At 40.2% G+C, this 24,346-nt stretch carries 23 protein-coding genes; 10 read left to right on the top strand and 13 right to left on the bottom strand.

Annotation, left to right across the window (positions count from 1 at the left end; all coding sequences use genetic code 11):
* Positions 1-58 precede the first annotated feature (58 nt).
* The 7 genes from RYH73_RS09035 to RYH73_RS09005 all read right to left on the bottom strand — a co-directional run bounded on the left by RYH73_RS09035 (position 59) and on the right by RYH73_RS09005 (position 4,473).
* Positions 59-703 carry a hypothetical protein gene (locus RYH73_RS09035; RefSeq protein ID WP_335313093.1) on the bottom strand — a complete coding sequence of 215 codons (645 nt, stop codon included), beginning with the start codon at positions 701-703 and terminating at the stop codon, positions 59-61.
* Positions 704-1,232: 529 nt separating this feature from the next.
* Complete coding sequence (locus tag RYH73_RS09030; RefSeq protein ID WP_335313457.1) at positions 1,233-1,742, bottom strand: lipase family protein; 510 nt, start codon at positions 1,740-1,742, stop codon at positions 1,233-1,235.
* A gap of 8 nt (positions 1,743-1,750) precedes the next feature.
* Positions 1,751-2,221 carry a hypothetical protein gene (locus RYH73_RS09025; protein ID WP_335313092.1) on the bottom strand — a complete coding sequence of 157 codons (471 nt, stop codon included), beginning with the start codon at positions 2,219-2,221 and terminating at the stop codon, positions 1,751-1,753.
* Positions 2,222-2,264: 43 nt separating this feature from the next.
* Complete coding sequence (locus RYH73_RS09020; protein WP_335313091.1) at positions 2,265-2,684, bottom strand: thiol-disulfide oxidoreductase DCC family protein; 420 nt, start codon at positions 2,682-2,684, stop codon at positions 2,265-2,267.
* Entirely contained in the window at positions 2,669-3,490 is an 822-nt protein-coding gene (locus tag RYH73_RS09015) for a hypothetical protein (RefSeq protein WP_335313090.1), read from the bottom strand. Before RYH73_RS09015 ends, RYH73_RS09020 begins: the two co-directional genes overlap by 16 nt.
* 4 nt (positions 3,491-3,494) lie before the next feature.
* A complete protein-coding gene (locus RYH73_RS09010) occupies positions 3,495-4,043 on the bottom strand; it encodes a hypothetical protein (protein WP_335313089.1) in 549 nt (182 codons plus the stop codon).
* A 46-nt stretch (positions 4,044-4,089) separates the two neighbouring features.
* Positions 4,090-4,473 carry a hypothetical protein gene (locus RYH73_RS09005; RefSeq protein WP_335313088.1) on the bottom strand — a complete coding sequence of 128 codons (384 nt, stop codon included), beginning with the start codon at positions 4,471-4,473 and terminating at the stop codon, positions 4,090-4,092.
* Between the two features lie 130 nt (positions 4,474-4,603).
* Here RYH73_RS09005 and RYH73_RS09000 point away from each other — a divergent pair, with 130 nt between their 5' ends.
* The 4 genes from RYH73_RS09000 (at position 4,604) to RYH73_RS08985 (ending at position 9,144) form a co-directional block, all read left to right on the top strand.
* Complete coding sequence (locus tag RYH73_RS09000) at positions 4,604-5,227, top strand: cysteine hydrolase family protein (protein ID WP_335313087.1); 624 nt, start codon at positions 4,604-4,606, stop codon at positions 5,225-5,227.
* Between the two features lie 195 nt (positions 5,228-5,422).
* Entirely contained in the window at positions 5,423-5,746 is a 324-nt protein-coding gene (locus RYH73_RS08995) for a hypothetical protein (protein WP_335313086.1), read from the top strand.
* A 268-nt stretch (positions 5,747-6,014) separates the two neighbouring features.
* Positions 6,015-6,458, top strand: coding sequence for a YybH family protein (locus RYH73_RS08990; RefSeq protein WP_335313085.1), 444 nt, complete (start codon positions 6,015-6,017; stop codon positions 6,456-6,458).
* 256 nt (positions 6,459-6,714) lie between these two features.
* Positions 6,715-9,144: a glycoside hydrolase family 2 TIM barrel-domain containing protein gene (locus RYH73_RS08985; protein WP_335313084.1), complete on the top strand. Its 2,430-nt coding sequence runs from the start codon at positions 6,715-6,717 to the stop codon at positions 9,142-9,144.
* Positions 9,145-9,365: 221 nt separating this feature from the next.
* Here RYH73_RS08985 and RYH73_RS08980 read toward each other — a convergent pair whose 3' ends face one another.
* From RYH73_RS08980 to RYH73_RS08965, 4 genes are all read right to left on the bottom strand, one after another.
* Positions 9,366-11,645, bottom strand: coding sequence for a GH92 family glycosyl hydrolase (locus RYH73_RS08980; protein WP_335313083.1), 2,280 nt, complete (start codon positions 11,643-11,645; stop codon positions 9,366-9,368).
* 150 nt (positions 11,646-11,795) lie between these two features.
* Positions 11,796-14,108, bottom strand: a complete 2,313-nt coding sequence (locus tag RYH73_RS08975; protein WP_335313082.1) for a GH92 family glycosyl hydrolase — start codon at positions 14,106-14,108, stop codon at positions 11,796-11,798.
* 47 nt (positions 14,109-14,155) lie between these two features.
* Positions 14,156-15,091, bottom strand: a complete 936-nt coding sequence (locus RYH73_RS08970) for an endonuclease/exonuclease/phosphatase family protein (protein WP_335313081.1) — start codon at positions 15,089-15,091, stop codon at positions 14,156-14,158.
* A 316-nt stretch (positions 15,092-15,407) separates the two neighbouring features.
* On the bottom strand, positions 15,408-16,442 hold the full coding sequence (locus RYH73_RS08965; RefSeq protein ID WP_335313080.1) for an LLM class flavin-dependent oxidoreductase: 1,035 nt from the start codon (positions 16,440-16,442) through the stop codon (positions 15,408-15,410).
* 203 nt (positions 16,443-16,645) lie between these two features.
* Between RYH73_RS08965 and RYH73_RS08960 the strand changes: the two genes are divergently transcribed.
* Positions 16,646-18,010, top strand: a complete 1,365-nt coding sequence (locus RYH73_RS08960; RefSeq protein WP_335313079.1) for a sulfatase-like hydrolase/transferase — start codon at positions 16,646-16,648, stop codon at positions 18,008-18,010.
* A gap of 101 nt (positions 18,011-18,111) precedes the next feature.
* Here the strand turns inward: RYH73_RS08960 and RYH73_RS08955 are convergent, their stop codons facing one another.
* Positions 18,112-18,582, bottom strand: coding sequence for an LIC11966 family surface protein (locus RYH73_RS08955; protein ID WP_335313078.1), 471 nt, complete (start codon positions 18,580-18,582; stop codon positions 18,112-18,114).
* Positions 18,583-18,960: 378 nt separating this feature from the next.
* On the opposite strand from RYH73_RS08955, the gene RYH73_RS08950 reads away from it, so the two are divergent.
* From RYH73_RS08950 to RYH73_RS08935, 4 genes are all read left to right on the top strand, one after another.
* The gene (locus RYH73_RS08950; RefSeq protein ID WP_335313077.1) at positions 18,961-20,019 is read left to right on the top strand and encodes a sensor histidine kinase; all 1,059 of its coding nucleotides are present in this window, start codon (positions 18,961-18,963) and stop codon (positions 20,017-20,019) included.
* Positions 19,994-20,770, top strand: coding sequence for a LytR/AlgR family response regulator transcription factor (locus RYH73_RS08945; protein WP_335313076.1), 777 nt, complete (start codon positions 19,994-19,996; stop codon positions 20,768-20,770). Before RYH73_RS08950 ends, RYH73_RS08945 begins: the two co-directional genes overlap by 26 nt.
* A gap of 101 nt (positions 20,771-20,871) precedes the next feature.
* Positions 20,872-21,870: a hypothetical protein gene (locus RYH73_RS08940; protein ID WP_335313075.1), complete on the top strand. Its 999-nt coding sequence runs from the start codon at positions 20,872-20,874 to the stop codon at positions 21,868-21,870.
* Positions 21,871-21,878: 8 nt separating this feature from the next.
* Complete coding sequence (locus tag RYH73_RS08935) at positions 21,879-22,100, top strand: hypothetical protein (protein ID WP_335313074.1); 222 nt, start codon at positions 21,879-21,881, stop codon at positions 22,098-22,100.
* A 28-nt stretch (positions 22,101-22,128) separates the two neighbouring features.
* On the opposite strand, the gene RYH73_RS08930 is transcribed toward RYH73_RS08935, so the two are convergent.
* Positions 22,129-22,326 (bottom strand): hypothetical protein, encoded by a 198-nt coding sequence (locus RYH73_RS08930; RefSeq protein ID WP_335313073.1) that lies wholly within the window; start codon positions 22,324-22,326, stop codon positions 22,129-22,131.
* 472 nt (positions 22,327-22,798) lie between these two features.
* Here RYH73_RS08930 and RYH73_RS08925 point away from each other — a divergent pair, with 472 nt between their 5' ends.
* A complete protein-coding gene (locus RYH73_RS08925) occupies positions 22,799-24,292 on the top strand; it encodes a gluconokinase (RefSeq protein ID WP_335313072.1) in 1,494 nt (497 codons plus the stop codon).
* Positions 24,293-24,346: the final 54 nt, after the last annotated feature.

Genomic DNA, 24,346 nt, shown 5'->3' with positions numbered 1-24,346 from the left:
ATAACAAGCATCAGAATGCCTATGCAAACGATGAAAACAAGAAAAAGTAAATTATCGGTCATTCCTTGCAAATAGCATATGCTTTGAAAAAAAAAAGATACATCAATAATACCATGGTAGCATGAAAATTCCATAACCAAAACTTTATTTCCCTCGTGAAATAAGTGCTAAAAAAATTTGAAAAGCTAAATTGAACCAAGGAGCTCATAAAGTAAGTGATTAAGCCGAGGGCAATCCAATAATGAGGACCTTTTTTTCGGTTGCTAACGAAGTTTCCGATCCCCGTATAAAGGTAATATAGACTATAACCGGATATCATGATCGCCTGTATAGACCGGGTATATGTGTTGAATTGGTCAATACGCTGAACAAAGGCGACATTTAACAGGCAATATATAACATATAGGACAATTATAGACAAGATGAGCTGTTTAACAAACAGTTTTTCAACTAATAGAAAAAAATAAATGGATAGCAGTGCGAATTCAATGGCTGAATAAGCGTGTAGTAGGAATAAATTGTTTTTATTATTAAATGCCAATACGGCAGCAATGACGTTGGTAATACCTGCAGTTAATAAATACAGAAAAATGACTTTCAGTGCTTTGTCTAAAATAGGGTACTTTTTTATTGCATAGGCAATAGGTAAAAGTACGATTCCAGGAACAAATATTCCCATATACCAAAAAGACAGTTTGCTCATTTTAATATAGCTGGCTGGTTTCATCACGACAATCAGGACAAGGCATGGTAAAATTTTTTTCCAAAAATTTGCGCCAGCGTTTCGTTTCTGTTTTTGCTTGCTCAAGAAAAATAATGGTGTTCTTTTCTTGGCCTGACTGCTGATTACGATGGTTTGTGCTCATAGCTAACTTAAATAATTAAAAAAATAACCTTTTGTAAGGGGAGATAGTCCTTCAGTCTTTTTTTGCCACATTGGCGAATAAGAGACACGTCACACGCATCGCTGCACTCAGCTGTGTCAATTGGTAGTCAATTACTCATATTTTTTGAATAATTACTTAAAAATGAGAAAAAATGTGAAAAAATGGAAAATATATGTGAAAAAAATCATAACAAATAAAGGTATACGTTATTCAAACGTGCTAGAGAGAATACCTAATTTGCTTTCTATTTAGGAATAAAGATTGGAATGCCCAAGCAGTTCTCAAGGGGATGTGACTTTCAGGCATTCCAGAAGGGATAGGGGAAAAGAATAATTAGCTTTGTATTTATAGAATACTGCTTTCTTTGTCAAGCTTGGCCGTCAACGTGACATCTAGATAATTTGCATAGACGTTCATGGCATGTTGAGCGGCAGCTTGCGAAAACCAATCTTGCATGGTGTTGTTTGCGTAGTTTGCGTCCAATGGGTTGGTGAATGGAATGTAGTTATTGCTTTCTTGTTGATAGGCACCTAATTCAAAAATACCGGAAAGGATAACAAGGCCTTCTCGGAGACTTATGGTAAGCCCCTTATAAGTGAAGGTGATTTCTCCGGCAGATGGGCTCGGAATAAATAAAAAGGCAAGGGCTAATATAGCGGATGATACCGGGAACTTGGGGACGATGTCATTATTGTTTGCATAATGCCAGGCATCGGTGATCTTGTTATCCAAATCGCTCGCAAAATCTTCATTGCCGGAGGCAGGTGCAGCGAAGGTATACAACGATAGGCCGTCAAAATTGTATCCCTGTTGTTGTACGGTGGAAGAGAAATAAGATGCATATACATTTGCGATATTACCACCTAGCTATGACCAACGATACTAAGCGATTTATTGGCCGTAACGGCATAATCGAAAAGATAATCATCAATTGATTTGCCGGAGCCGAATTGATCCTGCATGGTCAATACATTGTTAAATGCGGTAAATGTACCTTGCCCAATCAGTGGTTTCTCTGTACTAGCGTAAGGCCATTGAGTCTGCTTTATTACATCCAGGTCTTCTATTATCCAATTGGCAAAGCTATACCAGTCACTGAAAATACCCTGCGGCGGAAGAGAACCACGAATAGCTAAAACATAATTTGTTTGCGATGTATCGGTAGCAATAAACGCATAATTGCCATCCACAGTTTCTAAGCCGTTCCAAACAATATGCCAGTCAGGGAGCAGTGACTGCATCTCCTCTGTTGGATTGCTACTATAGGTAATAGCAGCCAGTAATACGGCGATTTGATTTTTTTCGAGCGATTTGTTTTCTGTATTTATCATCATCTTGTATTTAAAAGGTGTGTTGCTATTAGTAAGCAGGGATTGATTAAGGGAGAAAACGTTTTCTGATATTGACGTTTGGGACTTCGCAGTTTTTGCTTTTACCGAATAGTTTGTATCGTCTATTAGCAAAACAATCGTATAGAAAATCCCTTATATGTTTTGGAAATACCTTAAACACAGCGGCCAAGTACCTCCACTTTGTTTTTAAATGACTAAAAATGTAGATTACGGCATCCGATTTCTCATAGAACTTTTCGCCGTGGATAACGATCATACTGTTCATGTTTTGAAATTTCATATCAAAGCGTTGTGCAAGCACTTTGGCCGAATTTCCTTGCAGCGATGCGTAAACAAACCGTTCTGTATGATCTTTGGCGATAACATAGCGGGTATAGCGGTTGCAAAAAGAACAAATACCATCAAACAGAATAATATCTTTATCCGATGTTAAAAAAGATGCCATGGCATTTGGTGATTAATGTAATAGATAGCCGGGTATGTCGCTAAAAATGCCCAAAAGAAAGAATTAAGTCCCATAATAATCGTTGTCAGCAAATGGAATATGGCGCCCCAAATCAAGAAAAGGGAAGCGACCGGCCACGGTAAAATGAGGCAAAGAGGGAATAGGCACTCCATGATGATTACATTCCAACATAAAAAAAAGTTTAATACGGGATGCTTATTTAGCAGTTTAGCGGCCCAAGCTGACCCATATGTCTTTGTTGAAAACACATCCCTAACGGCCGATGCGTTGCGCCATTCATGTGATAGAAGCTTAGCAATGCCTGCAACACAATAAGATAGGCAGCTTTGTAAACCAATAAACCATAACCCTTTTTCCGTTAAATTCAGCGAACCCATAAATGGGCATGTACAAAGAAATAAGGTTACAATGATCAGCAAGTTCATCTGATCGGAACCATCACTTCCATAGAAAGTGATCATGGAGCTAAGTAATAAGTTTGAAAGTAATATTCCCAATAAAAGCCATGAAGCCGGGGAAGCAAAGGGAAAAAGAAATAGGCCTGCTAGCGCAATTAATCTAACAATAAATAACAGTGAAATCCCCCTTACGGTAAAAATATTGGACAATAAGTGGTTGAAGAAATGATTATTGTTCTTATACCACCGCAATTGCATAACATTCCAAGTAGATAAACCAGTTACCGAAAAAATCTCAACTTTTTTTAGGTATTCCAACGTTGAAACGAACAACCCGATACTTAGTAGTAATAGGGTGAGTTGACTGATAGTTATAATGGGTTCCATAGCTTTACTGAATTTTATGAAAAACAGATAATAATATAACAGATGGTCCGGTTTCGTTTAAGTAACCGGAGGACTCTGCTAACATGAACTGGCGGTAGGAGAAGTTGGTCCTCCTGTGATAATGGCTGAGTACGTTTAAAATAATAATATAAGGCATCGAAAACATGATCAGATTGGTGCTTTGATTTTCATTTCGGTAATAGGGCAAATGAGAAACCAGATTTTGAACAACATCCGACAATATTTTTTTGTCACGTTTCTCCGGGTTCCACAGCCAAGAAAAAGCGGAGCGCTCTTCAGTGATTTCTAATTCTTCCCACTCACTGATTATCTCATCCCCGTTTTTATCCCTGAACAGAATATGATAATCTTTTTTTCCGGGATTGGGCGCAAAAAATGTCCATAAAGGGACCAGGCCAAAACAATCGAGATGGCTTTTGATAAAGGTGGATAATTTGCTCGATCTAAATTGACAGATCAGCGTGCAGATAAACCAGCCAATTAAGACTGAGCTTATCAACAAATCATATATATGTTCAATGTTAAGTTCCATCGTGTTGATATTAAAGGGAGAGCAAGAGCCCTCCCCGAGGTAAAGATTAATTGAAACGTTTCCTCAATTCGATCAATTTTTCTACAGAAAGGCCCTCTCTCGCCAACTTTTCCAATTGTTTATTGGTTTCGTCTTTTGCCTCTCTTCCGAGTATAGCGGTTGCAACTTCTGCTACATCAGCAACATAGGGAGTTGCTTTAATCGCTACCTTGGTCGCCTGAACGGCAACACGGGCCACTGCAGTGATGAAAGCAGGTTCTGCGAAGTCTGCCTCAACAGTTTTGTTTCCATTTTGCAATTCTGCAATCAGTGCATCTAGAGCCGCTAGCTCTTGCTGCGTTAATTTTACTTTTGCCATAATTTGTTTTCGTTTAATGATTAATTCTTGCTGTACAGAAGCTTCCGGTGTACATATCAAAAGTAACATCATTCCCTAGCGATAAAAAGCGTGTAACTACGTGAAAAGATATTTAGGTATTTTTACCTGGAATTTGCCATACTTACCTATTAGTGAATTCTTGTTTTTTTGTTTTCTTTAATGAATGATTAATACAGATCACATGGATTATACAAGCTTAGATTGGAAGAAAATAGCTTTACTGATTATTGATATGCAAATGGATTTTGCCGATCGAAAAGGGGCATCTTATGTTGAGGGAACCGAGCAGATTATTCCGTTACTTTCGCAGACTGCCAATAGATTTCGCCTTAACGGACGTCCTGTGATTCATATCGTTCGATTGTATAAACGAGATGGAAGTAATGTTGATTTATGTAGGAGGGATCTTATTTCTTCAGGACGGGAAATCGTCTTACCTCATACAAACGGAGCTGCAATTTTATCGCCACTTTTACCTTCAGATGCGCAAAATGTGGATCACCAAAAATTGCTTGATGGTCAAGTTGTTCAGATCAGTACTTACGACTATGTTATTTATAAACCGCGATGGGGTGCGTTTTATCAGACACCACTACATGAGTTTTTGCAATTAAAAGAGATTGATACACTTTTCATAGCCGGTTGCAATTTTCCGAATTGTCCAAGAACAAGCATTTATCAGGCGAGCGAAAGGGATTATAAAATCGGAATAAACCCTGCAATTATTTCAGGAGTATACGAAAGGGGGCTTAACGAATTAGTGAATATCGGTGTAAAGATATGTAATATAGACGAAAATCATTGATAAGCACTACTATAAGTATCGGCAGATGACTTGTTTTGTTGATGGTACAGACCCGTCGATATAGCAAACTTACATTAAAATAACGATCAAATCTATTTCATATATGCCAAATGTTGAGGTGACTTCCGACAAATTGTAAACATCGTCTAAACTTACGACAACTTTATAAGTCCAACTAAAAACAATAGATCAATTATGAATAGAAAACTGTTTATCCTTTTTATGCCGGTCTTATTTAGTATGGGTTCGTGTATCGGCACATCTTATCTGGGAGACCGATATAACCCAACCACGCATACCGATATTTATTATGCCAGCAAAGATGTTAAGAAAGACTATAAAGTTATAGGACACATCTCTTCGCGGATTTGGCTCAGTGAAGAAGGAGCAAAGCGAAAAATCGTAGAAAAGGCTCGAGCTGTCGGAGCTGACGGTGTTATCATTCATGGTATTGAATACACAGGAGGCGAAGATGCTGATTCATACTATAAGGCAGAGGCGATTCAGTATAACAACTAGACCAATTCCGTTGAACTGGCGACCTAATTTGTTAAATTTTTAATGTCAATGCAACCATCTCCATCTCTTTGCGTCTTTTTATTAGCTAATGTGAAAGTAAGTCTATTCAGTTAACCGATTGAATCAGGTTGTTTACCGATGATTTACAATCGTTGGCGGAAAAACAATGGTTAGGTGTATTCGCACGCGCTATTTTTGTATTATGAGTTTTGACCTAATTGATATTATGGAAACCGATAGCACTTTATACCACTTAAAAGTTAAACAGATGAATCAACATTCAATGGACGTAAAAGCTATTCAGGAGGCTAATCGATCGATTTATCAAGCTTTCGAAACCCTGGATTTTAAAGCCGCGGGAGAACACCTTACAGAGGATTGCGATTATATAACATTTAATGGGATGCATCTTAAGGGGCGTGCGGCTTATATCCGAGCCCATAAGGAACTTATGAATAACTTTATGTTCCGAGGTGCTAGGTTGGAAGGGGATATTACTGATATGCGTTTTCTTAACGAGAAAACGGTCGTTGTCATCGCGAGAGGTGCCATCAGATTTAGATGGCAGAAAAAGGTTGCATCCAATCGATTATCCATTAATACCGCTGTATGGGTGAGGGATCCTACGGGCAGGTGGAAGATGACAGCCTTTCACAATTGCCGCATTCAAAAGATGGGGTGGTTTGCTAAATGGTTGATGAAAAGAAAATAGCATCTTTTTCGAGTATAAATTTATGGAAATAGGTGCAGCGTCGAACATATGGGCGCGTTACTGTTTGCGTACCCTTAGCGATTTTACCGGCAAACCTACGATTTAGTAGCCCATACTAAATGTAAACCTACGACGCAGAAGCAATAGTTATACTAGAGAACACGTTCTGAAACACTTTTTTAACATCAATACATCACATCCTGACTTATAAGTGTATATTTAACATCTATTTACAAAGCCATTTCAATAAACAAAGATGCGTATTACTTTTACAATAATGATTTGCCTCATCGTCCATTCTCTTTTCGCGCAAGTACGAAAAGAAATTTATTTAAATAATGGATGGTCTTTTCAGCGAGGCGATATAAAAGGGGCCGAACAACCCGATTTTAACGATCAAAATTGGCAAAAAGTAAATATTCCGCACGATTGGGCTATCACTGGTCCGTTTGACAAAGAAATCGATAAACAAACGGTAGCTATTACGCAAAATGGTGAAAGGATACCCAGCGAAAAAACCGGTCGCACCGGCGCACTCCCCTACATAGGAGTAGGATGGTACCGGACGACGCTGCCGAAAGAATCTTTAACCGGCCGCCGTGCAAGCATTATATTCGACGGAGCTATGAGCGAAGCACGAGTCTATATCAACGGAAAGGAAGTAGGATATTGGCCCTATGGCTATAACTCTTTTCATTTCGATATCACTCCTTTTTTGGGGAGTGAAGGCGAAAATGTGTTAGCCGTTCGGTTGGAAAATCAACCGGAATCTTCGCGTTGGTATCCGGGAGCGGGTTTATATCGGCCCGTTCGGCTATTATTTACAAATGAAACCATGGTGGTGCCCTGGGGCCTATCGGTTACCACGCCAGTGGTATCCGACAGTTTAGCTCAAATTAATATAAAGGCAGAACTGAATGCGCACCAAAACAAGAAATTGCGGGCAGTTACAACCGTTCTCGATCAGCAAAGCCGCGTACTTCTCACAAAGGAGGCGAGTTTAGTTTGGCGTGGAATTCCGATAGAGGAAAATCTAATACTGGAGCAACCTGCATTGTGGTCGCCGGAGCGGCCAGCTTTGTACTTAGCAAAGATCGAGCTTTATGATGGTGATCAATTAGTGGATGTGGATTCCGTTCGCTTCGGTATTCGTGAAGTAAAGGTAAATGCCCAAGGTGGTTTTATGCTAAACGGAAAATCTAGAAAGATTAAGGGCGTTTGCTTGCACCATGATTTAGGCCCCTTGGGGGCAGCCATTAACAAAGCCGCCCTAAAAAGACAGCTTCTGATTATGAAGGAAATGGGGGTCGACGCGATTCGTACAGCACATAACATGCCTTCACCTTGGCAAATGGATCTATGTGATGAATTAGGATTGATGGTAATGGCCGAGAGTTTTGACGAATGGAAAGCAGCAAAGTGTAAAAATGCCTATAATCGCTTTTTTGATGAGTGGGTGGAGCGCGATCTGGTAAACCTGATTCGTTGCCATCGTAATCACCCTTCCATTGTCATGTGGAGTATTGGTAATGAAGTACCGGAACAAAGCATCGATGGCGGTAACCGAATCGCTAAACGTTTACAGGATATTTGTCATCGTGAAGATCCAACGAGGCCAGTGACAGTGGGAATGGACCGTGTAGATAATGCCATCGCTAGCAACTTTGCCGCACTCTTAGACGTTCCAGGACTGAACTACCGTACGCACCGCTATCAAACGGCGTATGATAAGTTGCCACAAGGTTTTATCTTGGGTTCAGAAACTGCCTCAACCGTCAGCTCGCGCGGTGTTTATAAATTTCCGGTGCAACCATATCAACAAAAGACTTATCCGGATGCCCAAAGTTCATCTTACGACCTGGAAAGCTGCAGTTGGTCTAATCTGCCGGAAGAGGACTGGGAGCTACAGGACGATAAACCGTGGGTGATCGGTGAATTTGTTTGGACAGGTTTCGATTATCTGGGAGAGCCCACCCCTTATGATCAGGTTTGGCCTTCAAGGAGTTCTTATTTCGGAATTTGTGATCTAGCCGGTTTACCAAAGGACCGCTATTACCTTTACCGTAGTAAATGGAACAAAGAAGCCCATACATTGCATTTGTTGCCCCATTGGACCTGGCCTGGACGAGAGGGAGATACGATTCCTGTATATTGCTATACCGATTTCCCGGAGGCAGAACTTTTTGTAAACGGAGTAAGCCAGGGACGTAGAAAGAAAAATCTACAAAGCAAATTGGACCGTTATCGACTGCGTTGGAATGAGGTCGTTTACCAGCCCGGTACATTAAAAGTGGTTGCTTATGACGAAAATGGTGCTATAGCGCAGGAGAAAGAATTGCACACAGCAAAAAAGCCAGCCGGTTTACGGTTAAGTGCGGATCGAAATCGTTTGCTTTCCGGTGGAGAAGATCTGTCTTTTATAACGGTTGAAGTAATTGACCGCGAGGGTAATCTTTGCCCGGATGCCGCTATTCCCTTGTCTTTTACAGTAGAAGGTTCGGGTAGCTTTAAGGCTGTCTGTAATGGAGATGCAACATCTTTAGCGCCTTTTCATATCCCGCAAATGAAAACTTTTAATGGAAAGCTGGTCTTCATTGTACAAGCTGCGGAGAAGAAGGGAGCGATTCGCGTGAAGGTAAACGGAGCTCAGTTGAGAAGTGAAAAGATGACCTTGGAAGTTGAGTAGCTAATGTGATGATTAGCCAATGTGATGATTAGCCAATGTGATGATTAGCCAATGTGATGATTAGCCAATGTGATGATTAGCTAATGTGATGATTAGTTAATGTGACGATTAGTTGATGGTTGAGTGGTTGAAACGTTGAGTAGAGAAGTGGTTAATGTGATAATGATGGCCTGCCTTTCAACAGGTAGGCCATCACTACGAGAGGCAGGCTTTTTTACTTTTTAATTTTTACTTTTTAATTTATCATTCATCTTAAACGATGGAGGAATGGCATCGTCTTCTGTGGCCCATGTTTTATTGGGATGTTTTCCCATAACCAGCTCCAGCTTACCACCTTTCATGAGGTCTTCGTGACTGAACCAGGATTTATTCCAGGATACACCATTCAGCTTGGCCGACTGGATATACTTGTTTTCCGGCGAATAATTTTGACAAACCACACGGAAAGTTTTACCCTCACCAATATCGATCGTTGCATTTTCGAAAGTGGGACTTCCAATGACATACATGGGCAGGCCAGGCGTAATTGGATAGAAACCTAGTTGGGAAAAGACGACGAAAGAAGTCAATCCACCACCATCCTCATCACCTGGTATACCCATTGGGTCATTTCGGAACCATTGTTGAAGCAAAGAACGCACTCGTTTTTGCGAACGCCAAGGTTGTCCCGCATAATTATATAGATAAGGGATATGCATAGCGGGCTCATTACCCATGGAGAACTGCCCCACATTTCCAGAGTGATCTGCATAAATATGATAAAAATCGGGTCGACCTTTGCCCAAAGGCGTATCGTACATATCCTCCAGCGCATCAACGAATGCCTGTTTTCCACCAATTAATTGTACCAAGTCGCTGATATTATGAGGTACATCGAAGCGATAAACATAGCCAGTATTTTCATCATAAGCATCACGCCCTCCGATACCCGGAGGGAAACGATAATCCATGTTCGGCATAAACACACCGAAGGTATCTTTTGGATGAAAGAACTTAGTTTCCGGGTTAAACACCTTACGGTAGTTTAAACTTCTTTCGGAAAAATATTTTGCCTCATCTTCTTTTCCCAGTGCCTTTGCAATAGTTGATAAACACCATTCATCGTATACGGTCCCAAGTGTTACGGCGATAGGTTGACGGCGCTCCCAGCTATGTACTTCTGGAACTGTTTCTTTTTCGCCAGGTGCCAGGGAGGGGAAGTATCCCTGTTTTTGATAAAATTGATCTAATACGCCGGCAGGTTTAGCGGACCAAGGTGCCAAGGTTTTTTCGGTAATGGCAGCTTTGGACACTTGGTAAGCCTCTGCCAAATCGAAACTCCGCAGTCCTTTATTATAAGCATCAGCAACCATTGCTACCGCATGATTAGCGTTCATTCGACGACTATCGCCGGTGACTTCAGGGAAATTGGGCATCCAAGCCTGTGGCATCTGTTGTGTCATGACGATATAGGAGTTGATCATATTCGCTTCCATCTCAGGTTCAATCAATATGCGCAGGGGGTGTGTTGCTCGGTAAGTATCCCAAATCCAGTCATCTGTATAAAATGGTCTATTTTTATCACTATGCACTTTGCCATCGTATGCACTAAAATATTGCCCGTCCTCCGAAAGGCAGATCATGCGCTCATAGGTTCGATATAAAGACGTATAAAATACAGTTTTTGCATTCTCATCAGAACCGGTAATTTTTATTTTATTGAGCGTCTTATTCCATATGTCACGTCCTTTATTTGAGACAGAGGTCAAGTCAAAATCCTGAATCTCTCTACGGAGATTTTTTTTTGCCTGTTCTGTACTTATAAAAGATACGCCATAACGTAGCTTTATTTTGCTCGTTCCCTTGGGATATTCTAGGACGAAATAAGCGTTTTCACCTTTTGTAACCTTCTCCGTTGCACGTAATCTGTTCCCTTCTTGCGTCCCGATACACGTTGGTTTAATTGCGGTTTCTAGGTAGATATATACTTTCGTACGGCCGTCTAGGTTCTGATATCCGCTGATGCTTTGGGTATCATGGGATAATTCGCCATTTCGTGTGTTGAAAACTAAAAAAGTTTCCTTTTCAGACTGATTCACATCCAATTCGTATATGCCTGATTGATGCGAAGGAGCGTATGCTACATGAATGTCCTGTTCATCAAGATCTACACTATAGAAGTAGGGCTTGATCACCTCATTATCATAACTTAAAGAAAGAAGGTGTTTGATATCCTTAATATCCCCCTGAAACGGGCTTAAATTAAAAGCAGAACTCCCTCTATGGCTGGTTACAATGAGTGGTAAGCCTTTCAGTGTATTTCCGGTGAAGTTTTCACGTTCAGGATAAACGCGCAATAGACTGTTAGGCAAATGGACAGTTGGATAGGTTGGAACAAGTAGGTGACTAATGTTACCTATATAAGGATTTACATAGTCGACCGGATCCTTAACCGTTTGGGCAAAAAGTTTGGTTACAAACATCGCCGACAGTAAAATAGATAAAATAGTTGGTCGCTTCATGATTACAAATTATTTGATTTAAGGCTGGAAGAACCTGGCGCATTTGCCGTAAATATAAGCTTAGTATTTCTTTTTTTCGAACTACTAATATGTTTTAGCATAATTTAGAAATAAAAGGAAGCCTAAGGTGAATAGGCTTCCTTCAGGGATTTATTTCTTCGCGGTCTTATTCACTTCTTTACTAAAAGAATAAGGAGCGTCATTTGGTGCGGTACCTCTTTTTTTATTGGGTGTTTTGTCCATCTCATAGACAATTTGGCCACCTGCGGTCAAGTCTTCATGTAAAAAGTAATTCTTCTCATGAGCCTTACCATTAAGTCTTACACGGCTTATATAACGACTATCGGAGCTATTGCTCGGAGCCACAATTGAAATTTGTTTCCCATTCTCTAAATGGAGTCTGACAGATTTAAAAAGTGGTGATCCGATCACATATTGATCTGTTCCGGGACATACCGGATAGAAGCCGAGCGCAGAAAAGACATACCATGCGGAGGTTTGACCATTGTCTTCGTCACCACAATAACCATCAGGTCCGGAGGCATAAAGCTTTTCCATCACTTCCCGCGCCCAGTATTGTGTTTTCCAAGGCTCCGCGGCATAATTGTATAAATAAATCATGTGCTGAATCGGCTGGTTACCGTGGGCGTACTGTCCCATATTCATTACTTGCATTTCACGCATTTCATGAATCATTGAACGACTTTTCATACCTTCTGCACCGGGGATTATGAACACCGAATCTAACATGCCTATAAAGGCTTGATTGCCGCCCATTAAATCGATCAGACCTTGTGGATCGTGGAATACCGACCAGCTATAGTGCCAGCTATTACCTTCGGTAAAATCGCGACTCCAATCGGTACCGTCAAATGTTGCTGAAAAACTTCCATCTGCTTTTCGTCCACGCATCAATTTATAGCGAGCATCGAATACATTTTTATAATTCATAGCCCTTTTTGCATAAATTTCAATTTCCGTTTGAGGCTTGTTGAGTTTGCGTCCTAAGGTATAGATCGTCCAATCGTCGTAGGCATACTCCAGTGTACGGGCAACATTTTGATTAATGTCCAGGTCATTTGGTATATATCCGTATTGGTTATACGCTTGGTAGCCCTTGCGCCCCGATGCTGAGACTGTAGGATGTACGTTGTTGGCACCATGCTTAAGAGCCTCCCATAAGGTTTCGATGTCGTAGCCTCTTAATCCCTTGACATAGGCGTCTGTTACAACGGAGGCAGAGTTATTGCCCACCATGATATCACGATGTCCGGGGCTTGCCCACTCCGGTAAGAAACCACTTTCCTTATAAGCGTTCACCAACCCTTCCTGCATCTTTACATTCATTGAAGGGTATAAAAGGTTGAGGAAAGGAAACAAGGAACGAAACGTATCCCAAAACCCTGTATCCGTAAACATATAACCCGGTCGTGTTTCTCCATTATACGGGCTATAATGGATCGGTTTGCCTTGCGCGTTGATTTCGTAGAAACTTCGGGGAAAGAGAACGGAACGATAAAGACAAGAATAAAAAGTACGAAGATGATCGATATTTTGATCGCTAACTTCAATTTTGCCCAAGGTATCATTCCATGTTTGTCGTCCTTTGGAAACCAACTGTTCAAAACTGTTATCCCCTAACTCATTTAAATTGATCTCTGCTTGTTCAAAGCTAATAAAAGAGGAAGCAACACGCGCATGTACTTGCTCCCCTTTTGCCGTCGTGAAGCCAATAATCGCTCCGCTATGGTCTGCTTGCTGCTCCAGTTGCTTTTCGTTGATTTGTTTTTGATTAACCGTCGCTTGATAAGTAAACGCCTTATCAAATACGATAACAAAATAGTTCTTAAAATTGGCCGGAACACCACCGCTGTTTCGGGTAGTATAGCCTATAATCTTCCTTTCTTCCGGTATCACCTTGATATAAGATCCCTTATCGAAAGCATCGATGGCTACATAGGATTTTTCAGTCGCGGGGAAAGTAAATTGAAACATGGCGGCCCTTTCCGTAGGTGTAATCTCTGTCGTTACATCGTGATCAGCTAAATAAACCTTATAGTAATAAGGTTTTGCTATTTCCGCTTTATGGGAAAACCAGCTAGCACGTTCGTCCTCGTCAAATACGGGTTTACCTGTTATTGGCATTAGTGAAAATTGTCCATAGTCGTTCATCCATGGACTAGGTTGATGCGTTTGCTTAAAACCCCTTATTTTGTCGGCGGTATAGGTATAGACCCACCCATCTCCCATTTTACCTGTCTGGGGAACCCAAAAGTTCATGCCCCATGGCATAGCAATAGCAGGGTAGGTATTTCCGGTAGAGAGCTCAAATTTGGATTGCGTACCGACCAAGGTATTTACATAAGATACAGGGTCGGTATTTACCTGCCCCATAACCAATGTATTTACTAATAATTGTATTGTAAGAATAAAAGTCGTTTTAACGCGTGCTTTTAGTTTCATTTTTACTTAGTTGATAATATATGGAAAGAATTAATAGAGAAAATGAATTAAGGCATTTCAAGACTTACCATCACCGGAAAATGGTCAGACGGTACACGTGCACGGTAATCTTTTAGGCGTACCTCTTTTGGGAAATTACCCGACTGATAGGCTTCCTCTGGATTTTGTAAGGTAGAGCGATAGGTGTCGGTAAGTATACCGTACTGGAGAACTTTAAAATCGGTCGTTAAGAAAATATGATCGATACGACTATCCGTTTTACTGTTTGGATTAAAATTGTTGAATGTTCCGTTCGTTGCATATTTAAAAGGAGAGGCTTCGAAGGCATCTTGTAAAATATGTGATTGCTCCAAGACCTGATAACTATCGCTATGTTGATCGACATTAAAATCGCCCGTTAAAATTGCCGTATGGTTCCCGGCCAATTCTTTAACTTTACGTAAGATCAGTTTTGCACTTTCTTTACGAGCTGTTGTGCCTACATGATCAAAGTGTACATTAAAGAAATAAAGTGTTTTTCCATTTTCTTTTAGTTTTAATTTGGCCCAGCTGCAAATACGGGGCAATACAGCGTCCCAACCTTTGTTGGGATGATCTGTTTGTTCGGCCAGCCAGAAATCTCCATGCGATAATAAATCGAATTTTTCCTTATTATAAAATATAGCAGCATATTCACCAGCCTCCTTACCGTCATCACGGCCTACACCGGTATAAGCATAATTAACCAAACTGTTTTTCAGATCTTCCAATTGGTGATGCAGGCCTTCCTGTGTACCGAAGATGTCAAATTCGTGAAACCGAATCAGGTCCGCAATGATAGGGTAACGTTGCTTCCAGCCATCACCCTGTGCGGCATCCTCCTTATTATTGTCATTTCGGATGTTATAGGTGGCTACATGAAAACGTTGAGCAAATAAGGACGAGGAGAAAAGGCTGAGCCCGATTAATAATAGCAAGCATTTTGTCTTTAGTAAATACATCATCTGTTAAATTGTTTTAGTTCTTTTTAGCTAAATTGATTTAGCATATTCCTTTGTTTAACATGTTGCCGAATTTAAAAAAAATATAAAACGGGAACGGTTTGTTGGTTATGCTACTCCAAGGCTTGTACAAAGCTAAGCTTTTTGAAAAGAAAACAAAGTTCGCGATGTATTTTTGTCTTTACATTTTGTTTTTAGTTTACCGAAATTTTTAAAGAAATAAGGAAAATACAGCTTAAAATACCCCCTCCCGCTCGGACTGTGTTCAAAAGGGAGGGGGCTTTTATTCGATTCGGATATTCTTCTTAATAAAAAATCGCTATTTACCCAAAGCTTTTCGTACGGCGGGTGCGACTTTGGTGCCTAGTAATTCAATGGTCTTCATCAATTCTTTATGTGGAGGTGCACCCACATCTGCATGCAATAAAAAGCGGGTTAAACCGAAAAGTTCCTGATGATAAAGTATTTTATCCACTACTTGATTGACATCGCCGATAAAAAGGGCCCCATCTTTACTTCGGCCACCTTCAAATTGCTCCTTCGTATAGGGCGCCCAACCGCGATCCTTTCCGACACGATTCATCTGTTCCGCATATAAAGGGAAATAACGATTGGCCAGTTCTTGACCATTTTCGCCAATAAGGCCATGAGAATGGGTCGCAATACGCATCTTCGCAGGATCATGACCTGCCCGTAAATATTCCTGTTTATACAGTTCAAAAAAAGGTTTAAACTGAACAGGCATACCTCCGATGATTGCAATAATTAATGGCAGTCCTAAACGACCAGCTCTCATTACCGATTGCGGTGTACCACCAACGGCAACCCAGATATCCAACCCTTCACCTGTTGCTCTGGGTAATACCTGCTGCGCATCGAGGGGTGCGCGGAACCGACCCTTCCATGTGATTGTTTCGTTCTTATTAAGTGCAAGCAGTAAATCTAGTTTTTCAGCAAACAAACCGTTATAATCGTTTAATTTATACCCAAATAAAGGAAAAGATTCGGTGAAACTACCTCTTCCGACTGTTATTTCGGCTCGACCGTTGGATATGAGATCCATACTGGAAAAATTTTGATATGTACGTACGGGATCGGTTGAACTGAGTACCGTTACCGAGCTGGTAAGTTTAATTTTTTTCGTGATACTGGCAGCCGCTGCTAGTATAATTTCAGGGCTGGAAACAGCGAAATCGGGGCGATGATGTTCGCCAATTCCGAAAACATCCAAGCCAACTTCATCTGCCAATTTTATTTCCTCCAGTATTTCTTTGATCCTTTCTTGAGCTGGTTGAAAAGTTTTTGTGTCGTGATGATATGCTAAATCACCAAACATACTTAATCCTAATTCCATAATGATTTTCTGATGGCATTTCCTTGAAAAGTGAATCGTTCTAAAGAGAAATCGTCAGATTAACCTTTTATGACGTTTCACCGTTAATTGTGCACAAAGGTAACTGCTTGCTTATTCGTCCATCTTGATGTAGGATAAGATTTTTAGAGATTCTTTCAAAAAACGGTTGGCTCTTATTTGTTGAATCTATAAATTTACAATCTATGCAGATAACAAAACTAATTCTTGCGGCTTTATGCTGCTTCGTTATTTTCAGTTTCGGGAAAGCACAAGAGCGACCGAATATTATTCTGGTATTGGCTGATGATATGGGATATTCCGACTTAAGTTGTTATGGAAATCCCAGCATATCTACTCCTTTCTTAGATTCGATGGCACATAAGGGCCTGCGTGCCACGGATTTTATGGTGACAAGCCCATCTTGTACGCCATCCAGGGCCTCTCTACTGACAGGACGTTACGCGTCACGTTATAATCTTCCAGATCCTATTGGTCCGGGCTCCTCCTTAGGCCTCCCGGACGAGGAAATAACGATTGCAGAGATGCTTAAGGAAGTTGGTTACCGTACGGCTTTGGTCGGGAAATGGCATTTGGGTGATAAACATGATTTCAATTATCCGACAGGGCAGGGTTTTGATTCATTTTTTGGTATGTTGTATAGCCATGATTATCGCGATCCTTATGTTCAAACAGATACTACGATTAAGATTTTTCGAAATAGGACGCCCGAAATTGAACGACCTGCTGACTCGAACTTAAGCAGGATTTACAGTGAAGAGGTCATCCATTTTATTAAAGACCAACAGAAAGGGCAACCTTTTTTCCTATACTATGCGCATAACATGCCACACTTACCTGTCGCCTTCGCAGCAAGGGCTGATCGAATGAAAGAATTACAATTTGGGGGTGCTTTAGGAGCGGTTGTAGAAGACTTAGATAAACAATTGGCATTGATGTGGAGAACCTTAGAAGAGCAGGGATTGGCGGACAATACAATTTTGATTTTTTCAAGTGATAATGGCCCATGGATTGAGTATCCGGTTAGAATGAGTGGAGACGGGGCTACTAAAAATTGGCATGCGGGGACCGCAGGCATGTTCAAGGGATCAAAAGCACAAACTTATGAAGGTGGGGTGCGTGTACCATTCATTGTTTATTGGAAGGGACGTGTTTCGGAAGGAACCATATTGCGGAATGCGATCAGTAATGTAGATGTACTGCCTACTATAGCCGAGTGGGCCCACGCTTCTTTACCAAAAGAACGAGCGCTGGATGGACAATCGATCGCGTCTCTGCTTACCGGAGAAACGGAAGAAGGCCTATTTGAGCATCGCCCCATTTACCTTGTTAATCATGGTAAAGTAGAAGCAGTAAGAAGCGGGAGTTGGAAATATCGTGAATTACCGGCTGGTGTGAACAACAATTCCGGGAAAGCTTATCCCGCTGCTAAAGAGCTTTTTAATGTTTCTTATGATCCCGGTGAACGAACCAATGTCATTGACGAATTCCCTGAAAAGACAAAAGAACTGAAAATGCTATTTGATGCATTTAATGCGACTTCCAAATAGGAGGGGAAGATTATTTAGAAGAAACGAAAGCTTTGAAGCTTTCGTTTCATTCGGATACGACTTCTTTTCTTCAAGAAGATGGTCGGAAGTTGTCTGCTATTTTAATTTGTATGCTTGCTTTCGAAATCGGTTGCCGCTTTGTTTACATCATTAGCTGCTGTTTCAAAAGCATTGTTAATATTTTCCAGCAATTGTTGCTCCGTTTGCGGGTCTTCCTTTTTATTGGTGCGTATATCAATTAATTTTGGATAATCATCGGTCACAATCTTTTGGTATGCTTTTAACCCACTTAATATTCCTTTTTGTAGCCCATCGTCACCATCAAAATCACCTGCCTTTTCTACTTTGGCAATTTGTTCGCTCAAACTTGTTTCCCAGGCTTTTCGCACTTCTGAGGCTTTACCGTAATCGGCCGCTGTCATGGCTGTGTTCATATCGGTAATATGTTTTTCATTGTCGTTGATCACGGTCATTAACTCATTATTATAAGCAGCAGGATCTTTCGGTTGACTGCAATTATAAGCTGTTAGTAGACATAAAATCATGGATAAACTGATAAATACTTTTTTCATGGATGATAATCTTTTAAAGTAAACACTATTTTACGCAAAGATAATCGAGCAAGCTGAACACGTAAATCGCTATTTTTCGGGGTTTTTGAAACGAACTTTGAGTGATAAGGCCTTGGCGGTACGAAATCGCAGGTGATCGATCTGTAAATAAACCGAACGTTGATAAATCAGCGCTGCTCTTCTTTAATTGGTAAGATACTTGATCGGAGAATGTAATGATACATCAGTTCATGCAGCTACCGCCAATAAGTAGCTTGCGGAATGAGTAAAAGAAGTATGTAATTTCATTGCCATAAAAAGAGGAATGACAACTGAATTTGTCCGTTTCGGCCGCTTTTAAAGAGGGAGTTGTTCGGGTTAGAATTATCTTTGTTTAGTATGAAGATAGACTTGTCCGCTCGTAATCTTATTAAGCAAAGCCTATTGTTTGCGACGACGGTATCCACCTTGGTTATGTTGGCCTCTGTTATGGAAGGGGTTCCCGGTTGGTTGGTTTTGGATAAATATATTTCTTCATTTCTGGCCGTTTTTGTTGTTTGCCTGCTTAATATATTTCTGCATCTAGACTTCCAGTCGGACGACCCGCTTAAATCGTCTGTATCAATAAAATGTCTTAGTTTTCTGTTGAGCATAATCGTTATATACATTCTTAAAACGATCCACGTCTGGCTGTTAGATGAAGAGCTTTTCAGTAATCACAGGCTAGTACCTATCAGCGGTGGGATGTTGTACCTTTATTTGGCCCTGCAAGCATCAATGCTGAATTTTGTTGTATTGCTTTGGTTATACTTCGTGATGACACAACATGCCAAGGTACAGCATGAACTCGAAAATTCGCGATTGGCTAAAGCGAGAAGTGAAGCCGCTAACCAACTTTTAAGGCAGCAGATTCACCCGCATTTTCTTTTTAACGCATTGAGTACATTGAAGGCCCTGATACGCAAGGATAGTGCGACCGCTGAAATTTATTTACTTCGATTGTCCGACTTTTTACGTGTTTCGGTTACGGCGAATCAACAGGGTTTATCGACTTTGAAACAGGAAGTTAAGCTTTGTGAAGATTATTTAGAAATGCAGAAAATTCGGTTTAAGGATGCTTTATGTTATCAAATAGACTTGCCATCAGAATTGCTTGAAAAAGGAGTCCTACCTCTTTTTTCATTGCAACCCCTGGTGGAAAACGCTATTAAGCATAATGGTTTTACAAAGGAATCTCCATTGCTTATCCATGTATTTAAGGAAAATGATAGCATTGTGGTAAAGAATAACAGAATTGAGCGAAGCTATGTGGTTGAGTCGACAGGCAACGGTCTTTCCAATTTAGCCGAGCGTTATCGAATGATTTCAGGAGATGAAATCAAAATCGAACCCTACCCGAATGCTTTTTCCGTAAAAATAAAAATACTCGAAAATGAATATCTTATTGATAGAAGATGAAGAGCTTGCAGCAGATGACCTGATAACGGCAATCAGACGGGTTGATACGCAAACCGATGTCATTAAGACGTTAGTTTCTGTTAAAGAGAGCATTGAATACTTGAAGCAAGGCATTGTGCCTGATCTTATTTTTTCAGATATTCAACTAGGGGATGGCTTAAGTTTCGAGATTTTTGATATGGTTCATATAGAAACACCAATTATTTTTTGCACGGCATATAATGAATACATGCTGCATGCATTTAGGACAAATGGCATCGATTATCTACTAAAGCCTATTACCGAAAATGCGGTGTCAGAAGCTTTAGCAAAGTACTATGCACTTAAACGGAGCTTTACCGCTAATTTGAATCTGCCGCATGATTTTTATCGCAATCTATTAGAGAAGGTGAATCAGAAACCGATATCTTTACTGGTTAACCAGAAGGACAAAATCATCCCTTTATCGATTCAGGATATCGCACTCTTTTATATAGAGCATGAGAGTACCTTTATTTTTACTTTCGGTAGTAAAACGTTTACCATTGGAAAATCATTGGAAGAATTGGAACGTTTGATGGGCGATGATTTTTTCCGTGTTAATCGGCAATATTTACTTAACCGACAGGCAATCAAGCATGCATCCTACTCTTTATCGCGAAAGCTTATCATCTATTTGACGATTTCTCATCAACAAACCATTACGGTAAGTAAGGAAAAGTCTCCTTTGTTTTTATCCTGGTTGACCGGGGCGCTGGGAAGAGGGCTCTAAAAGTAACTTCGATTGCCTGTTTATTTATTTCCAAGTCGAATTTGTCCGTTTGGGTTCTTTTGGACTTTTACGTCGAAGTACTTTAGGGCATCTTTGGATCAATGAGAAATTTTGTTATCATCAGAAGAATGCTGTTAGGCCTGTCAACTTCACTCTCTATACTCGTTCATGCACAAACAAAAGATAGTCTGGTGACTCATAAACTACCGAGCTATCCCTTAATAAGGCCGTTTATGATGCAATACGAACGTATAAACAATGCGGAATATACCCAAAGAGATCGAAATAAGAATATAATTGGTGAAGGGCAGGCACAGACAACACGATTTAGGACATTTGCATCCATGCCTGTTTATCAAAAGGAGAAAATAGTCATCTCCACGAATGTATTATATACACACGAAAGTATTTCAAATTATACGAAGACGCAAGTTTCTGGTCCCTTAACTAAAAGTACGATACAAATAAACGATGTTGACTTGACATTAAGTGGTGTTTACCGTGGTATTTTATGGAAACGTCCTGTGATACACACGGCCAATATTATTGTTTCGAGTCCTAATTTGATACATGTTAAAAAAGTATCCGCAATGGCTTCATCTTCTATGATATTTGTAAAAGGGGTACAGACTCGTTATTCGCTTGGCCTTCTGTTTGTACTGGACCCTGTCATTGCTATACCCGTTATTCCGATGTTTACTTATTGGCATCGTTTTGATAACCCCCTATGGGAATTAGATGTTGTTTTACCCCAGAAAATTATGCTGCGAAGATCAGACTTTTTAAATGGATGGCTTTCCATTGGAACAGAGTTGTACGGAAACAGCTTTTTTACGCCTGAATCAACACAATTGCCGGGGAATTACGAGTATCGGTATGCAGATTTATTCAGTGGGGTAGGATATGAAAGAATGCTTGGGAAGCTTATAGTAGGTGTGCGAACAGGTTTTCGCAGCACGGTTCAGGGACGAATGCTGAAAGTGTATAACCGAAATAAGGATTATGTTTTCGATACTAAAAATAAGACCGTACCCTATTTTAATCTCCATATTTCATGGGCAGTGCCCTACCTTTTCAAGCCAAAAGCTTTAAAGAAATAAATAAGCAGATGAAGAACTATATTTTAATATTTAAAACATCAATAGATACTGCCGAAGATGAGATAAATATTGCTTCCATCCTGAATAATTTTCCGAGCAGCAGGAGCTGGACGGTAGACTTGGAGGATTGCGATAAAGTATTGCGTGTTTGTGCAGCAAGCGATATTTCGGCAGAAATTATAAGAACTTTACGTCAAGAAGGCTTTTTATGCGAACCGATGGATTGGTAGATGACGATATATAGAAGATTTTTGTCTATTAATTTTTAATTGCCTGTAATTGCTTTAATATTTCGTCTATCGTTTGTGATATAGTTACCTTATTTCCATTGATTAGGTTAAGAATCGTTTGCTGAGTGGGCGTAGGATTCTCTAATGGATAGAATGAAAAAATCTGGTCGATGTGTATCCACTCAATCAGTCCTGTTGGATGCACTATTTTAAGAAACTTTATCATATATGGCAGAAAATCTAAGCGGTAGATGAATGTGATAAAGATATAAATTTATTTATTTAATGGGAAAAATGGTTGTTCCTTTTACTCTTTATAAAAGCACTTCTTTTTTTATGTTGATATTCTGCTGATTTTTGATATATATTGGTTTAAAGTTGCTTAACTATTAAGAGTATGTTTGTTAATTCTGTGCTAAATTGGGAGTTTAGTTGGAAAATATAAATTAAATGAATGCTGTTTTAGCGTCTGTAAGCGAGTGTTTGTTTGAATTGAAGGAATATCGATAAAAGTAAGTGATTCTACCTAACGGAATGCACATTAACTTGCTTTTAAAAATAAAATAGGACGTGAAGGAAGTGGCTTCACTAAAGTGATTGTTGCGTAGAAATGAACGAAGTTATTTTTAAATCAGGGAGCAACTGTTATATTTATATTTTGCATTTACAAACGTTTAAAAGCTGAGATCTTACTCAATATGAACTATATTATTGCCGTAGACATTGGTACTACGAGTACCAAAGCCCTGGCCTTCGATTTATACGGGCGTGTGTTGGCTGAACATCGCATAGGCTATCCAATTATTGCGCCTTTTCCGACACATAGCGAGCAAGATCCTGAAATCCTATTTGATGCTGTAGTCAATAGCATTGTTGCTGTACGTAAGTTTATGACCAAAAGTCATCTGAAAGCAGTTCTACTTGGTATTAGCTTTAGTAGTGCGATGCATGGCCTATTGGCAATGGATGCACAAGGAAAGCCCTTAATGAATTGTATTATTTGGGCGGATACAAGAAGCGAACAATTTGCGACCCAGCTAAAGGGTACTTCTCTTGGGCATGATATTTATTTAAAAACAGGCACACCTATTCATCCAATGTCACCACTTTGCAAACTTGGATGGATGCGGGAAAATAAAACCGATATTTTTGATAACGCGTATAAGTTTATCTCTATCAAGGAATATGTGTTTTTTAGATTGTTTGGACACTATATAGTAGATGTGTCCATTGCGTCCGCAACCGGATTGTTGGAGACAGACAAACAACAATGGTATGCCCCGGCCTTATCCTTGGTGAACATTTCAGCTGAACGATTATCTACGTTGGTGCCTGTTACCCATATTGTACGTGGATTAAAAACACAAGACGCTGATTTTATGAACGTACCTGCAGATATACCCTTTATTGTGGGAGGGAGTGACGGTTGTTTAGCCAACATAGGTGCTCAAGCTACCCATGAAGGCATTGCTTCGGTTACGATAGGAACCAGCGGTGCTATTCGCGTGACATCGGACAAACCGGCAAAGGATGAAAAAGAACGAATTTTTAGCTATGTAATAGCTCCCGAAATGTATGTGATTGGAGGAGCAGTAAACAACGGTGGTAATATCTTGCAATGGTTTCAGGAAGGTTTCGTAGCTGCTAATGGACAGTCTTTGGAAAATACGATTCCTTTATTGACCAAAGAAGCTGCTTCGATTGCTGCAGGATCGGATGGACTGATCTTTTTACCCTATTTAGCGGGCGAACGTGCACCCCATTGGGATGCAAAAGCGAAAGGGGTATTTTTTGGAATACAAATGCGTCATCAACAAGCACATTTTATACGTGCGATGATGGAAGGTGTTGTTTTCGGATTATATAGTGTGGCAAAAGCCTTGGAAGAGGCCTCGGGGCCTATTCAGCATATTTTCGTGAGCGGTGGCTTTGCCCGATCAAGCGATTGGGTACAAATGCTTGCAGATATTTTTAATAAGCAGGTGTTTGTTAGAAAAACGGTAGAAAGTTCTGCCATGGGAGCAGCCATTGTTGGCATGAAGGCATTGAACTTAATAGCTGATTTTTCTCTTGATAGCGATGAAGACATGACCGTTTCTTCTTTTCTACCCCAATCATCGAATCAAGAAGTTTATATCAATAATTTTAATCTTTTTGAGCGCTTATACGGCAAACTAAAAGATGAATTTTAGCAGGTTTCGAAATGAAAATTTGCGATCAAAAATCCTCGGTACAGCAGGGTAGGT

Source organism: Olivibacter sp. CPCC 100613 (assembly GCF_036959255.1).
In the GTDB taxonomy this organism is placed as follows: domain Bacteria; phylum Bacteroidota; class Bacteroidia; order Sphingobacteriales; family Sphingobacteriaceae; genus Olivibacter.
Note: the sequence above shows the minus strand (reverse complement) of the source record. Positions and strands in the feature narration are given on the sequence as shown.